Annotated in this window: 13 protein-coding genes and 1 tRNA gene; 5 read left to right on the top strand and 9 right to left on the bottom strand. The window is 38.1% G+C overall.

What is annotated here, in order from left to right; translation table 11 throughout:
• Nucleotides 1-112 precede the first annotated feature (112 nt).
• Nucleotides 113-592, bottom strand: a complete 480-nt coding sequence (locus ND2E_RS05910) for a porin (RefSeq protein ID WP_033094877.1) — start codon at nucleotides 590-592, stop codon at nucleotides 113-115.
• Between the two features lie 444 nt (nucleotides 593-1,036).
• Here ND2E_RS05910 and ND2E_RS05915 point away from each other — a divergent pair, with 444 nt between their 5' ends.
• Nucleotides 1,037-1,402, top strand: coding sequence for a DUF2787 family protein (locus tag ND2E_RS05915; protein WP_223303657.1), 366 nt, complete (start codon nucleotides 1,037-1,039; stop codon nucleotides 1,400-1,402).
• A 150-nt stretch (nucleotides 1,403-1,552) separates the two neighbouring features.
• Here the strand turns inward: ND2E_RS05915 and ND2E_RS05920 are convergent, their stop codons facing one another.
• The 6 genes from ND2E_RS05920 to ND2E_RS05945 form a co-directional block, all read right to left on the bottom strand.
• Complete coding sequence (locus ND2E_RS05920) at nucleotides 1,553-2,530, bottom strand: reverse transcriptase family protein (RefSeq protein ID WP_033094845.1); 978 nt, start codon at nucleotides 2,528-2,530, stop codon at nucleotides 1,553-1,555.
• Entirely contained in the window at nucleotides 2,514-2,798 is a 285-nt protein-coding gene (locus ND2E_RS05925; protein WP_033094844.1) for a helix-turn-helix domain-containing protein, read from the bottom strand. Before ND2E_RS05925 ends, ND2E_RS05920 begins: the two co-directional genes overlap by 17 nt.
• Nucleotides 2,799-2,820: 22 nt before the next feature.
• Entirely contained in the window at nucleotides 2,821-3,072 is a 252-nt protein-coding gene (locus ND2E_RS05930; protein ID WP_033094843.1) for a hypothetical protein, read from the bottom strand.
• A gap of 587 nt (nucleotides 3,073-3,659) precedes the next feature.
• Nucleotides 3,660-3,938: a peptidylprolyl isomerase gene (locus ND2E_RS05935; protein WP_033094842.1), complete on the bottom strand. Its 279-nt coding sequence runs from the start codon at nucleotides 3,936-3,938 to the stop codon at nucleotides 3,660-3,662.
• Nucleotides 3,939-4,037: 99 nt separating this feature from the next.
• Nucleotides 4,038-4,122: transfer RNA gene (locus ND2E_RS05940), tRNA-Leu, on the bottom strand.
• A 367-nt stretch (nucleotides 4,123-4,489) separates the two neighbouring features.
• Nucleotides 4,490-5,110: a TetR/AcrR family transcriptional regulator gene (locus ND2E_RS05945; protein ID WP_033094841.1), complete on the bottom strand. Its 621-nt coding sequence runs from the start codon at nucleotides 5,108-5,110 to the stop codon at nucleotides 4,490-4,492.
• Nucleotides 5,111-5,272: 162 nt separating this feature from the next.
• Here ND2E_RS05945 and ND2E_RS05950 point away from each other — a divergent pair, with 162 nt between their 5' ends.
• The 3 genes from ND2E_RS05950 to ND2E_RS05960 all read left to right on the top strand — a co-directional run bounded on the left by ND2E_RS05950 (nucleotide 5,273) and on the right by ND2E_RS05960 (nucleotide 10,494).
• Nucleotides 5,273-6,373 (top strand): efflux RND transporter periplasmic adaptor subunit, encoded by a 1,101-nt coding sequence (locus tag ND2E_RS05950; RefSeq protein ID WP_033094840.1) that lies wholly within the window; start codon nucleotides 5,273-5,275, stop codon nucleotides 6,371-6,373.
• Nucleotides 6,374-6,392: 19 nt separating this feature from the next.
• Nucleotides 6,393-9,470, top strand: coding sequence for an efflux RND transporter permease subunit (locus tag ND2E_RS05955; protein WP_033094839.1), 3,078 nt, complete (start codon nucleotides 6,393-6,395; stop codon nucleotides 9,468-9,470).
• A 523-nt stretch (nucleotides 9,471-9,993) separates the two neighbouring features.
• Nucleotides 9,994-10,494 carry an RDD family protein gene (locus tag ND2E_RS05960; protein ID WP_033094838.1) on the top strand — a complete coding sequence of 167 codons (501 nt, stop codon included), beginning with the start codon at nucleotides 9,994-9,996 and terminating at the stop codon, nucleotides 10,492-10,494.
• A 95-nt stretch (nucleotides 10,495-10,589) separates the two neighbouring features.
• On the opposite strand, the gene lptG is transcribed toward ND2E_RS05960, so the two are convergent.
• Together lptG and lptF are read right to left on the bottom strand one after the other, a co-directional pair.
• Nucleotides 10,590-11,657, bottom strand: a complete 1,068-nt coding sequence (gene lptG, locus ND2E_RS05965; RefSeq protein WP_033094837.1) for an LPS export ABC transporter permease LptG — start codon at nucleotides 11,655-11,657, stop codon at nucleotides 10,590-10,592.
• Entirely contained in the window at nucleotides 11,657-12,823 is a 1,167-nt protein-coding gene (gene lptF, locus ND2E_RS05970) for an LPS export ABC transporter permease LptF (protein ID WP_033094836.1), read from the bottom strand. Before lptF ends, lptG begins: the two co-directional genes overlap by 1 nt.
• 228 nt (nucleotides 12,824-13,051) lie before the next feature.
• Here lptF and pepA point away from each other — a divergent pair, with 228 nt between their 5' ends.
• Nucleotides 13,052-14,557, top strand: a complete 1,506-nt coding sequence (pepA, locus tag ND2E_RS05975) for a leucyl aminopeptidase (RefSeq protein ID WP_033094835.1) — start codon at nucleotides 13,052-13,054, stop codon at nucleotides 14,555-14,557.
• Nucleotides 14,558-14,605: the final 48 nt, after the last annotated feature.

Here is a 14,605-nt window from a genome sequence, read left to right as displayed (position 1 = left end):
ATGCGAAAAAAACTAAATTCCTTGACTGATGCCGATCACTCAAGTTAGATTTTACTGAGGTCTACTGGCAGACAAAAAAGTGATCGGCTTGAATGGTATTGAGCGATCGGCATCATAGTATTACGCAATAGCCAGAACTAAAGAAAAAACTGTTAGAATTAAAGCTTAAATTACCAAAAGGGACCTGGGTTATACCTACTTGGCCTTCCCAATTGTCACTGAACTGATAGCCGACGTAAGCATGATGAATCACGTCCATGTATTGAAACCAACGATACTGAGCCGACAAAGTAACATCACCAATGCTGCCATTTACATCTAGACGAAATGTTTCAAAGTCAAAATCACCACCACGGTCTTTATTGTCCTCATCATAATCTTCATAGCTATATTGAAAGCGTACCGCCCCTCCGATCTTTATTTTTGGTACGAGCGAGGAAGTAGTCTCGTGTTCTTCTTCGATTTCTCCTTTTAATTGTTCAACTTGCTTTTCTAGTGACTCAAGACGCTTTGTCGGTGAGTTTGTTCCTTCCGCCCATGCAGACGTAGAGGTCGCTAGTAATAAAGCGACTGCAGGAATCATAGCTTTCATTGGAATATCTCCAGTAGTTTTTGTTATTGTTAGTTTTTATGGTGAAGTACACATAGAATATTCCTTTATTCATGGTTCAAGGAACACCTTGTTCTCCATCAAGTCAGATGGCTGAAAAAGTATAAAGCGGAGATATTTCAAACATAAAATTCATGTTTTATTTGCACCTTAATCCTTATCAACATCGACCTCAATCGTAAAATTGATACTGATAAAGCACAAATGATATTACTGAATAGGGGCAGTGAAAAAAACTCACTAGTCAAATGTTAAAGCTTTAGTAAACCACGCCTCGCTATGGATTTAACCGCCGCAACAACAAGGCATATAGGGCACTTAGTGCTTTGCACTGTTTATCTGCTAATTCCCCCCTCACTTAAAGCCATTTTTTAGATCGTTTCTACCCATGCGAACTATGAAGGCTTACCCGTACCTATGAGCCCAATGTTCACATTATATATTGCCGATTTACTTGCGCCTTATGAAAATGAAAACGGTGTCACCATTAACTTTCGTGACCCTAACTACTCTGCCGATGATGGTGGCTATCACCCCGTAGAAATAAGGCTAGAAAACGATGGTGATGGTTGGCGATTTTGCTACATCACCGATTTTTGTTATGTTGGCAGTAGTTATATGGCTGAGCTTGCCAAGGACCTAGATTTTGACTTTGATGCAGGAGTGTTCCAAAACCTATTTGGAACATACCCTATTGAGCAAGCTTTAGAGATGTTCCAGATTTGGGAAACCAACTTTGTGTTTTACGCTATGGTATCAAAAGTATTTACCATTCAAGCACTAACCGATTGAATCAACTAATCACTAAATAGGCTCCTCTTGGATAGCGAGTAAACCATTGTAAAGATCTTGAGATTTATATTATTCGGCTTCGAGTGACTGTCCTTGTCAATTTATTTAACACCATGTTATACAAGGACTATATTAATATTCTGAGCGATTTTATTCAACTAGATTACTATTGGAGGCATTTCGAAATGACGGTTTAATCTTATTTAATTCTCCCCTATGTTTAGTGGCTTGCTGTTCATTCAATTGCTTTAATTTACCGACTAATGAGCTTGCTCTACCAAAAGCAGCTAGATAGTCCTCATATGTACAATCTGGTGAGTCAAAAAGTAACTTCAATTTATGAACGGCACTCCTTACTCTCTTTTTTTCTTCTTTACCAAAACTTGGTCTCCTACCATTTACACCAACATTATGAACCTTTTGATGCGAGCCATCTCCTAACACTTGATGCTTTTTTAGGTTTGGCTTGATGCCGTAATGCTTCATCATTCCATAAATAGAAGAAATAACCTCGCTTATCTCAGATTTTGTTAAGTGAGCTTTAGAGGATACCGTTATATCATCCACATACCTTGTATATGTAAGACCACGTTTTTCAAAGCTGCCAACAAGCAAAACCTCTTTCTCCCACATGATTAAGTTAGCAATATAACTACTACATACGCCACCCTGTGGAAGTAAACCATTTAACGTCACAAGTTGAGTTAAAATTCGAGCAACATCCTCTGGAAAAGAAAACAACCTTATAAACATCTTTTCAATTAAGGGAGATTTTATGCTTGGAAAGTAATTAGAGATATCCTCACAAATAACAATTTTGCTTTTAGTGTGATTTTTAACATTTGTTATATACGAGCAGCCTTTAAGTGATCCCTGTAAGTAGCTGGGATAAATGACTCTTTGGAAAATTTGAACTTTCAATCTTCTGTGTACGTCTTTTAGACACTTAAAGGCATCATATGTGATACGTTGGCCACCAGATTTTTTTTCTTCGATACGAGCGACTCGAAAAAAGTCAGATGAGTTAGTTGCTAAGTACTTTACTCGATTGACAGGAAGCCGCAGAAGGCGTGCTAACGAGTTAATACTTCCAATAGAAAGATGAGGATACTCAGGTGTCTGATTCATCAATAAGTTGATACATTAGCTTTTCAATTTTATCAGCTAACTCATCACTAATAGCTATATCTTGGTTTTGAGAAGCTAAAAACATGAATACTGATGTAGGTATTTCTAGAGCCGAGCATATATCCTCAATAAGAGATAAATTTGGCTCTCTTTTACCTTGCTCTAACAGGGTAATATAAGGTGCACTTTTGCCGATTTTAATAGCTAAGTCTTTCTTAGATATTTGCTTATGCTTTCGACACTTTTCTAGAGTTTTTGAAAAATTCATAATAAAAAATTAATGGCTCACTTTACGAATCAAAGAACGGTAACATCATTTCAACCAATTCTGCTCCAGTTTGAACGACACCTAAAATAATTCCAAAAGTTTCCAAAATCTCACGATTAGAAATATTTGAAGGTGTATTCCCTTCCAGTTCATCACCGATTTGTTCTATCAACATTTCGACTTCAGACTTCGTATTGCTATCTATATCATCATGTAACTCACGTAAAACTAACTTTAAAACTTCACGTGATTTCTTTAAAAGTAATGTATTCATTATATGACCTATTTATTCTGGTTATGGGAAAATCCCCTCCAAAATTTACCGAACCGAATAAAATGATATAGATAGCGCAAGCCATAATCTTTAGAACAATTTATTGTTCTTATCCCCCTCCACTACTAACTATTACTGCCTGTTAGCCTATGAGTGCATAGCTTATCGAACTATAGTTACTGTTACTATTAGACTTATTGCTGCTGGTATTCCTAATTGCTGAATACCTACAGCCAAATCTATAGTCATCTACGTATCGAGTTGTCGGGTGTTATGGATCATCACTAAGATAATCGGCATTACTGCCAGTTACGATTCGAAAAAAGTCATTCTCTTAAAGAGCATCAGGACGAAACATCCTGTTGGATATATAATCACCTAAAGTTTACAAATAGTCAATAGTTAACTGTGAGTTAATTTAATTGATTAACATTACATGGTTCAATCGTGAAAGTATTAAAGGTGACAGTCGCTCAAAGTTGAAGAAAAGAATACATAAAATACCACTAATACTTATAAAGCAATAGCAAACAGCAGCAAGCTATAAATCTGAAAAGAAAGTACATCCAATAAACACTAGCGGTAAATTAAGTCCTGTAAAGCACTTTAATTACATGCCTGCCAAATTTGGTCTTAACAAGATGAGGCTCTAATATTGCGCCTTTAAATGCTACTTTATCAAACTGAGGTACCATTTGGCCTCGTTTAAACTCACCTAAGTCACCACCCTTCTTACCTGATGGGCAGGTCGAGTATTTTTTAGCTAATGTTTGAAACTTGGCACCTTTACCCAACTGCTTAATAATATCTTCTGCTATTTCTTTATGCTTAACCAATATGTGAAGTGCGTGTGCTGTAGCTGCCATGAAAAAACCTTTTTAACTTTTAATATCTAGTATCGCTGAGATATTTTCTTTTGAACATAAAAAAGCCCCGACTCTTTCGAATCAGGGCTTCTATAATGATGGTACCAGCGGTCGGACTCGAACCGACACGTCTCGCGACAGGGGATTTTGAATCCCCCGTGTATACCAATTTCACCACGCTGGCATAGGCTTTACGCCCGTTTTGCAATTTGCAAAGAAGTCATTTCTTACTTCAAAAACTGATTTCTTTGCAAACTATTTTCTTCTAACTATTGCATTAAATAGTGACTAATTGCCGTCAATATTCTTTGCAAATCTTTGCAAGGTTAAAAATTAAGTATTTCATGAGAAATTCAATACCTTACATGTAAACACGTTAAATTTTTATGTAAAAACTGAATTCTTTGTAAATTTTTCTTTTTAACTTTCTTAACAGCTTTTGCTAGAAGCTAAAGATGGGGGCATTATACGAAACTTATTTCAGTAAGCAACAAGTTTTTCATGCCTTCACGACACTTAGTCATCAAGTGTCGTTTATTTGTGCAATCATCTTACATTCTGTGGGCATGCAAAAAGATATCAACAGCCTTAGTCACTTGATAAGATATTTCTTCTTCGCTCGCTTGTTTATCCGGTAATAGCAAACTTCGAGTATGAAGCGGCCCTTTTGCCATTTCCATTAACATTTGTGCGCTAAAATGACAGTTTTCAATTTTTAGCACCTTTTGCTCGGTCAACCAAGTTAGATAATCAACCAACGGCAATATGCCAGTCATTGGTCCATTTTTATATATCATTTCACCCAGCTCTGGAAATTTCACTACTTGCTGAACCACTAAACGAAATAGTGACATTAATTCGGGTGACAACATACCAACGACAAACTTAAAGCATACTTGATTGAGCGCCTCCTTTGCATCGAGTTCTCGGTTTATTGACGTCAGAATTTCAGATTGTGTTTTTACTTGCCGCTGAATAACAGCCATCAACAAGCCTCGCTTATTACCAAACTCATGATAAATGGAGCGTCTTGAACCGCCGGCTTCATTGATGATCATTGCTAAAGACGTTTCATCAAAGCCAAGGTTATAAAAAAGATGCTGTGCTGCATCTAAAATGAGTACTCCCCTTGGGCTGAGTTTTTTTATTTCTACAATGCTGTCTTTAACCATGCAATTGTCCATATTTGTAACTCTATTGTTGACTTTGGTACTACATAGTACCAGAATACACGGTACTGACTAGTACCAATTGTACAATTCAGCAAAAATAAACTTTACTGACAGGGGTATCCCTGCACTTTTGCCTAGTCAAAAGAACCTAAAGGAAAATGTATGCGCTCGCTCTTATTTTTATTTATTGCTCTGATACTTGTTGGGTGTAATAAACCCGTTAAAGAAATAGCAAAGCCTATTCGTCCAATAATGTGGAAAAAAATAGACGTTTCTCCCTTTGAACAAATTCGCACCCTATCGGGTATTGTTGCCCCCGTTGAAGCGACTAAGCTGAGTTTTGAAGTAGCAGGGAAAATTCAAAGTATTGAAGTCAATTTAGGCAATGAAGTGGTAAAAGGCCAAGAATTAGCGCGTTTAGATCAACGTAACTTTAATTTGGGTCTTCAATCGGCACAAGCACAATACCAACAGGCCAAAGCCACACTAGTCGATGCCCGAAATAGCCATAGGCGTTACGAACAATTACTTAAGCAAGGCGTCGTATCACAATCAGGCTTTGATAATGCTAAGGCAACCTATGATGCCAGTAAAAGTGCTGCAGATGTCGCACAAGCGCAATTAGATATTGCTAGTAAAAATTTGCAAGACAGCATTTTATTAGCCCCATATGACGGTATTATTACCAAACGTCTATTTGAGCCATCACAGCAAATATCCGCCGGGCAATCTCTCTTTGAAATAGAAGGTAAACATGGTCTTGAGGTTCATGTCATGGTACCTGAAACGCTTATTCGTGAATTAAGACAGTTTTCTATCCTACCTATCCACTTTCCTGTATTACCTGAGTTAACAATGCAGGGACAAATTACCGAAATAGGAACGCGCGCTGAATTTGCAAACGCCTTCCCTGTTACAGCAGTTTTAGAAAGTGATAATCCATTATTACGCGCCGGTATGACTGCAGAAGTAGACTTTTCATTTTCTGGAACAGGCAGAACAGGCCATACAGGAGATGTTTTTCGTATTCCAACAACTGCGTTAAGGGCGGGACTAGATCAAAAGGCATATGTCTTTATTTATAACCCTGACAGCCAACAAGTGGTTAAGACTCAAGTACAGACAGAAAATATTTTTAAAAATGAAGTGTTCGTTTCATCCGGTTTAAAACAAGGCGATATTATTGCAATAGCAGGTGTTGCCTTTTTACGCGATGGCCAACAAGTCAGCTTGGCTGATAATAACGTTCAGCGTTTTAATTAAGTCAGGATTAGGAAAATAAATGAACATTACCCAACTGGCCTTTAATTACCGAAAAAGTGTCTTTTTGATTATTGCAGTTTTACTTATTAACGGCCTTTTCGCTTATTTCACCCTGCCCTCACAAGAAGATCCAACAATTACCATTCGTGAAGCGATTGTTAGTACTTCTTTTCCAGGTATGGCACCCGATAGAATAGAACAATTAATCACTAAAAAGTTAGAAGAAGAAATACGCAAGATACCGCAAGTTAAAGAGATAAAATCGAGCTCTGCCACAGGTATCTCAATAATTCACGTTAAAATTTATGACAGGTATTTTAATCTTGATGACATTTGGCAAAACTTACGTAATAAAGTTACGGCTGCCCATAGTAAAATGCCCTCTGGTACCCATACTCCTTTTGTTAATGATGAGTTTGGTGATGTCTCCGTTGTTACTCTCGCATTAACTGCCGATGGTTTTGATCTGGGTGAAATGTATGACATTGCTCAACATGTTCGCGATAGTTTATATGGCGTTGAAGGCACTAAAAAGATTGAAATATTAGGCCGACAAGAAGAGCGAATCTTCTTAGAAGCTTCAAACGCCAAACTTGCCCAGTTAGGTATTTCTCCCCAATCTCTAATGAACGAATTACAAAAGCAGAATATTGTTCGCTCAGGTGGCCAAATAAATACCGGTGCGATCAGTTTTATTGTGGAGCCTTCTGGAAACTTCAATAACTTGTCTGAGATTGGCAATACCTACATAAGCATCCCAAACACTGAAGATTTTATCGCATTAAAAGATGTAGTGACTTTACGCCGTGATTTTATCGATCCACCCGATAAAACCGCCTATTTAAATGGACAATCAGCTATATTTTTTGCCATTTCTATGTTGCCAGAAAATAACTTATTAGAATATGCACCGCGCATGCTCAACAAAATCAATGAGGTCGAATCAACTTTGCCTATTGGATATAATCTTGAAATTGCTACTTATCAAGCTGACCAAGTGGCAAAAACAATTGATGGTGTTTCTGTTAATGTCCTGCAAACCTTAGCGATTGTACTTGTGGTTGTCATTTTATTTTTAGGTTTACGCACGGGTTTAATTGTTGGCGCTATTGTGCCGTTTGTCATGCTTGCAACCCTAAGCATAATGCAATTTAGTGACATGAAACTTGAACGAATGAGCTTGGCGACTCTTATAATCTCACTCGGTTTATTGGTTGATAATGGCATTGTTATCGCGGAAGACTTCAAACGCCGCTTAGAAGATGGCGTAGATCGTTATAACGCTATGCTGCAAGGCAGTAAAGAATTAGCCGTGCCCTTATTGAGTTCATCAGTGACAACCATTTTATTCTTCTTACCGCTCATGCTGGCTGAACATGTTGCTGGCGAATATACTCGTTCTATTTCATTGGTTATTCTTATTACCTTGCTAACCAGTTGGGTTTTGGCTTTATGTGTTACTCCGCTTTTGTGTTATTTCTTTATTACCTTGCCAAAAGGTAAAGCGCCTGCAAATAAAGAATCTTCCAACGAAGAATCCAGTACATTTTACCTCTGTTATGAGACCTTTTTGCATTGGTTACTCAAACATAAAGCGCTCTTTATGACGGCAATGTTGGCATTGTTCATTGGCTCTGTTCTTTCAATGAAATATGTTGCCAAACAATTTTTCCCTGATTCGGACCGCACACAAATACTGGTCAATATTGACTTGCCAAATGGCACTTCATCTACTGAAACCAATCGTCAGATGAAAGATATTTTCGCATGGTTAAAAGATGATATACGCTTTGATTTTATTGAAAGTTATTCTGCTTATGTTGGCTTTAGTGGCCCAAGATTTGTGATGTCACTAAACCCTGAAGATCCTGCGCAAAATAAAGGGTTCATGGTGTTAAACGTCAAAGATGAGACTGATATCAGTGCAACAGTCTTAAGATTAGATGAGCAAATTGAACATGATTTTCCTAACGTTTCAGCTCGGGTTAAAAAAATGTTTTTAGGTCCTTCTGATTCAAGTACCATCAAAATTCAAGTAAAAGGACCTGATAAAGAGATCATTTATAAAAAAGCTCAACAGATAATGGCGGTGTTGCACAGCGTACCTAATACTCTTGATATACGTACCGACTGGGAAAACCTGATCACGAAAATAGATGTACAAATAGATCAGCACAGAGCCAAACGTTCAGGCCTCACCTCTGAGGAAATAGCGCAAGCGCTTGATGCATACTTTTCTGGTTCTAAGATTACTGAGTTTCGAGAAGGTGATAATATTATTCCTATCGTTTTGCGTGCAGAACAGGCAGAGCGACAAAGCTTAGATAGACTTAGAACCCTTAATATTTACTCGAATAAAACAGGCCAGACAGTCCCGCTATTTCAGGTAGCTAACTTGGCGCCCTATAATCAATTTTCAATAATTCACCATGAAGATCTCTTTCGTACCATCAGTATTCAAGCACGTAATACCGAAATGGCAGCAGAGGACCTTAAATTAATCATTGATAAAAAAATCCAAGCCCTAGCAGTAGACCTCCCCATAAACCATAGCATTGAATATGATGGAGTAATTAAAGAGTCACTTGCGGCTCAAAAAGCACTCGGGGCTAGTATGCCAATTGTCTTAGGTTTGATTTTAATATTGTTAGTAGCGCAGTTTAATTCGTTTAGACAGGCCGCAGTGATCACCCTAACTATCCCGCTATCGTTTATAGGGGCCGTTTTAGGTCTATTTTTGATGCAGGCGCCCTTTGGTTTTATGGTAACACTTGGTTTATATAGCTTAGCGGGTATTATCATTAATAATGCGATAGTACTGATTGACCGAATTAAGATTGAAACCGCATCTGGAAAGTCTGACTACCAAGCAGTGGTTGATGCCTGTTTAACGCGATTACGTCCAATAGCAATGACTACCATCACTACCATAATGGGGTTGTTGCCATTAATCATTGGTAAAGATCCGCTATTTTACGGTATGGCTAACGTTATTGCATTTGGCCTAGGCATTGGCACTATTCTAACGTTGGCGGTAGTGCCCGCATTATATTGCGGTTTTTATAAAATTACAGATAACCAAGCAAAGTCTGTGTAAAAACCTAACCCGCAACTTACTTTATTTACTGCACAAAAAAGCCAATTTTCTCAGTCGAGCAAGTTGGCTTTTTAGTTGTGTTTTGTATTGATTAACATTTATACCATTCCATATAAAGAAGTGACCACTTAGTAAGGCATGGGCGACATTAGAACAATCAAAATATGTGTAGTTATAGTTATTCTACATCAAGCATGTTTTGTGAAGTTATCATGATGTTCCATGCGTTCCCAAAGGGCGAGTTTTAAAGGCTTATATACGGCGTTATTGATTTTGCTAAGGACGCTGCATGGATGCAGCTTATTAGAGAATGCAGGAGCTTATTCTCCTGAATAACCATTACCTACAATCAATACCTTGCCTATAAGCCTTTAAATTCTCGCTAAGCGATCACTTTCTTATACGGATTGGTATTAGTTATTTAGCACTGGTTAACAAGGATACTCAATTAAGATAAACTTTGTTAAACTGCCGAATTATTTTTACAGCTGCAACTCACTGTTACTAACATAAAGAACATTAAATGACTGATACTACCCCTGCAAATTTTCCTAGAGCTGGCTTTAGAAGACGTTTTGGCTCATGGATATATGATCTATTAATTATCATCGCTATTTTTATGCTTTCTGGCTACGTATGTGTAGCGCTATTTGTTGCCTTAGATGCCGCAGGGTTAATTTCAATTGCCAGAAGTGGTTTTGGTATTGACTGGAATGCAACTCATGTAGCTTATAAAGTCGCTTTTAATTTTTGGTGTGTGGCTTGGGTTTGTCTATTTTTTATCTATTTCTGGTCGAAAAAGGGGCAAACATTGGGAATGAGGGCATGGCGATTACGTGTACAAAACCTCGATGGTTCACTAGTTAGTAAAACAACGGCCGTTAAACGGCTACTACCAACATTATTGGGCTTAGGTACACTTTGGGTTATTTTTGATAGAAAGAACAAACTCAGTTTCCAAGATAGAATGACCAATACCGAAGTGGTGTTATTATCACTTGAGGCGAATAGAGGTCGTTTATAAGGACTAGTATAGTAGGGCTAGGCATTAGCTGTTAATAGTAATATTCCGCTAAAGAATAGTACTATTAACAGTAAGTGATTGAAAGTTAGTATAAACTAAGCGGTTTTCTTACTCATAAAATACCAAGCAAGGCCCACAAAGAGCATGCTTGGCATCATAGCCCCTAGCATAGGGGGTAATTGATAGACCAAACTCAACGATCCCAAAACTTCATTACTAATGAAGAATAAAATACCAGTGAAGACGCCCATCATAATACGCGCCCCCATCGAAACCGATCGTAATGGGCCAAAAATAAAAGAAAGTGCCACTAATAACATGACTGCAACAGTTAATGGTTGCATGAGTTTGCGCCAAAAAGCTAACTGATATCGGCTTGGATCTTGTTCATTCGCTTCGAGATAGTCTAAATAGTCAATTAAGCCACGTAAAGAAAGAGACTCAGGAGTAACCGTTACAACGCCAAGCTTTTTTGGTGTTAGCGAAGAGTTCCATATTTTTTGACTATGGCTTTTAGTAGTGATTTCATTTTGAGTTAATGAAAACTCCTCTACATCGCTCAGAAGCCAGCTTTTTTCCTGATAAATTGCACTTTTTGCTGAAAGCCAACTATCTATCTTCAACTCATCATTAAAGCCATAGATTTGTATTTTCTTTAATTGGCCTCTGTCTAAGACTTCACCAATATTAACAAAATAATCACCATCTTTTGCCCAGACACCATTTTTAGCAGCAATTAAACTACCACCCGAAATTGCTTGAGCTCGAATTTCACGCGCTTTAGCCTCACCACTGGGTGCCAACCATTCACCAATGGCCATACTTACCACGATCAAGATAACAGCCGTTTTCATCACTGATTTTATAATATCTAACCGTGATAAACCTGCAGCTTGCATCACGATGAGCTCACTATTACTCGCCAACATACCGATACCAATTAGGCCACCAATCAGTGCTGACATAGGAAAAAACACCTCTACATCACGTGGTACGGCATAAAGCACATACAATGCAGCATGAGCTAAATCATAATTACCACGGCCAATAGCACGCATTTGTTCAACAAACTTAATAATGCCACTGACACTAACAAAAACGGCTAAGGTAATAAAAGTTGTAGAAGTAATTACACGACCAATATAAAAATCAAGAATGCGCATTAACTCTCTTTTCCTTCAGTCATTTTTTTATTTGATTTGCGTTTAAAACTCGGTAGTTTTGCTTTAATAATCCGTCCACTACTACGTTCTTTCATCAACAACATCATGCCAATAAACAAGGCACTTATATGTATGGGCCACAAGCCAACAATACTTGGAATAGCATTCTTTTCAATGGCTGAACGCATCGAAGTTAATAATAACAAATAGCCTAAAAATAACATTAACGCTGGCAGCATTTTGGCAAACTTACCTTGCCTCGGGTTAACAACACTTAGAGGTACCGCAATAAAAATTAGAATAATACAGGCTAAAGGAAAAGCAATTCGCCATTGAATAGTCGCACGGTAGGCGGACTCTAACTCTGCTGGCATGTTGTTATATAGCTCAGGGGTAGAGATTGCACTTAGCTTACGGTGCTGATGTTCAATTTCTTGATCTTTTATTTGAATATAATATTTATTAAATGCCACTGATTGGAATTCTTTCGTTTCGATATCTCTGTGATAACGAATACCATCACCCAATACTAACTGCTGAGAGCCAGTATCATCTTCAAAAACTCTACCATTTTTGGCATACACTAAACTGGAGTTAATAATACTCGCGTCAACATTGTCACCTTTAGGTAACTGAGCAACAAAAACTTTATTAAAACTATTAGTGTCACGGTCTTTATCATGAATAAAAACGACAGCATCTTGATTACCCGTTTGCTGGAAACGTCCAGAAACTAAAGCACTCAATCCAGAGTCGGCCGCTAGTTCTTCTTTCACTTTATACTGGTATTCTGAGGCGAGTGGTGCAAGGTATAGCGTAAAAATTCCGGTAAAAATAGCGGTGATAAACGCAAGTACTAAAGTCACTCGCACCACATACCATTCACTAACACCACACGCATGTAACACAGTCATTTCACTGTCCGCATAAATTCGGCCATAAGCGAGTAAAACGCCTAAGAACAAGCTAAGCGGCAAAATAAACCCTGCAAGGTCTGGTATTTTCAACGCAATAAATGTCATGACCAATTGCCCTGGTATGCTTCCTTCGGAAGCATCGCCTAATACACGGACAAATTTTTGACTGATAAAAATAGTCATTAACACAAAAAATACTGCTAATTGTGTTTTAGCGACTTCTTTTAATAAATAACGAAAAATGATCACAAAAAGATCCCGTAAAAACTTAGTTTTTTTCTGACATATTGGCAAATATTGAGTAAACTTGTCGTTTTCATAAGTAAACTATATAGTCAGTGACTAACTCATATTGATGAGTGCGACTATAATTATAGCCCTTAGCGATATCAATTGAATAGACAAGAGTGCTATTTTTTACTTATTTTAGCAATATATGCTAAATAAACACCTTATTAAATTGTAAAAGGAAAAGTCATGGAGTTCAGTGTAAAAAGCGGCAGTCCAGAAAAACAACGTAGCGCTTGTATTGTTGTAGGTGTTTTTGAACCACGCAGACTTAGTGGTACAGCCGAGCAGCTTGATGAAATAAGTGAAGGCTACATAAGCAACCTTTTACGTAAAGGCGACTTAGAAGGTAAATCAGGACAGATGTTATTATTACATCACGTGCCTAATATTTTAAGTGAGCGTGTTTTATTAGTAGGTTGCGGTAAAGAGCGAGAGCTTGATGAACGTCAATATCGTCAAATCATTACTAAAACAATTAACACCTTAAACGAAACGGGTTCTATGGAAGCGGTTTGCTTCTTATCCGAGTTGCATGTTAAAGGCCGTGATATTTACTGGAAAGTTCGCCAAGCAGTTGAAGCTGCACAAGATGGCTTATATAGTTTTGATAGTTTAAAAACACGTAAAGCAGAGGCTCGTCGCCCTTTACGAAAAGTTGTTTTCAATGTGCCAACACGCCGTGAACTGCCAATAGGTGAGCGCGCTGTTAACCATGCATTAGCTATTTCCGAAGGTATTACTACCTGTAAAAACGTTGCTAACATGCCGCCAAACATTTGTAATCCAGCTTATCTTGCTGAGCAAGCCAAGATCCTTGAAAATGATTATGACAAAGTTACCACAACGATTGTCGATGAAAAAGAAATGGAAGAGCTTGGTATGGGATCATACTTAGCCGTTGGCCGTGGTTCAGTCAATGAGTCATTAATGAGTATCATAAAGTATGATGGTGCTGGTGATGATTCCAAACCCTTAGTTTTAGTGGGTAAAGGGTTAACATTTGACAGTGGTGGTATTTCATTAAAACCAGGCGCTGGTATGGATGAAATGAAGTACGACATGGGTGGTGCTGCAGGCGTATTAGGTGCTATGCATGCGCTTGTTGAGCTTGATTTACCTATTAATGTCATTGGCGTTTTAGCTGGCTGTGAAAACATGCCAAGCAGTAACGCGTATCGTCCTGGTGATATATTAACAACCATGTCAGGTCAGACGGTTGAAGTACTAAATACTGATGCTGAAGGTCGTTTAGTTTTATGTGACGCACTGACATATGTTGAACGTTTCAATCCTGATGCAGTTATCGATGTTGCCACCTTAACCGGTGCCTGTGTAGTAGCTTTAGGCGCACATGCAACAGGCCTTTTAAGTAGTCACAACCCCCTTGCACATGAGTTATTAAATGCTTCTGAGCAAAGTGGTGACAGAGCATGGCGTATGCCGTTATGGGATGATTATCAAGATCAACTTGAAAGTCCATTTGCTGATTTTACCAACTTAGGTGGTAAAGAAGCTGGCACGATTACCGCAGCTTGTTTCTTATCGCGTTTCACCAAAAAATATAATTGGGCGCATTTAGATATTGCAGGTACCGCATGGCGAAGTGGTAAACATAAAGGCGCAACAGGTCGCCCGGTAAGTATGCTAACACAGTTTTTACTTAACCGTTCTGGTCAAGAGCAAGGCGAGTAAACTGCCATAGTTAACTGATATGCTAAATTGATATAAAAATGAATAACC

Origin of the sequence: Colwellia psychrerythraea, from assembly GCF_000764225.1 — a bacterium.
Taxonomy (GTDB): domain Bacteria; phylum Pseudomonadota; class Gammaproteobacteria; order Enterobacterales; family Alteromonadaceae; genus Colwellia; species Colwellia psychrerythraea_D.
Note: the sequence above shows the minus strand (reverse complement) of the source record. Positions and strands in the feature narration are given on the sequence as shown.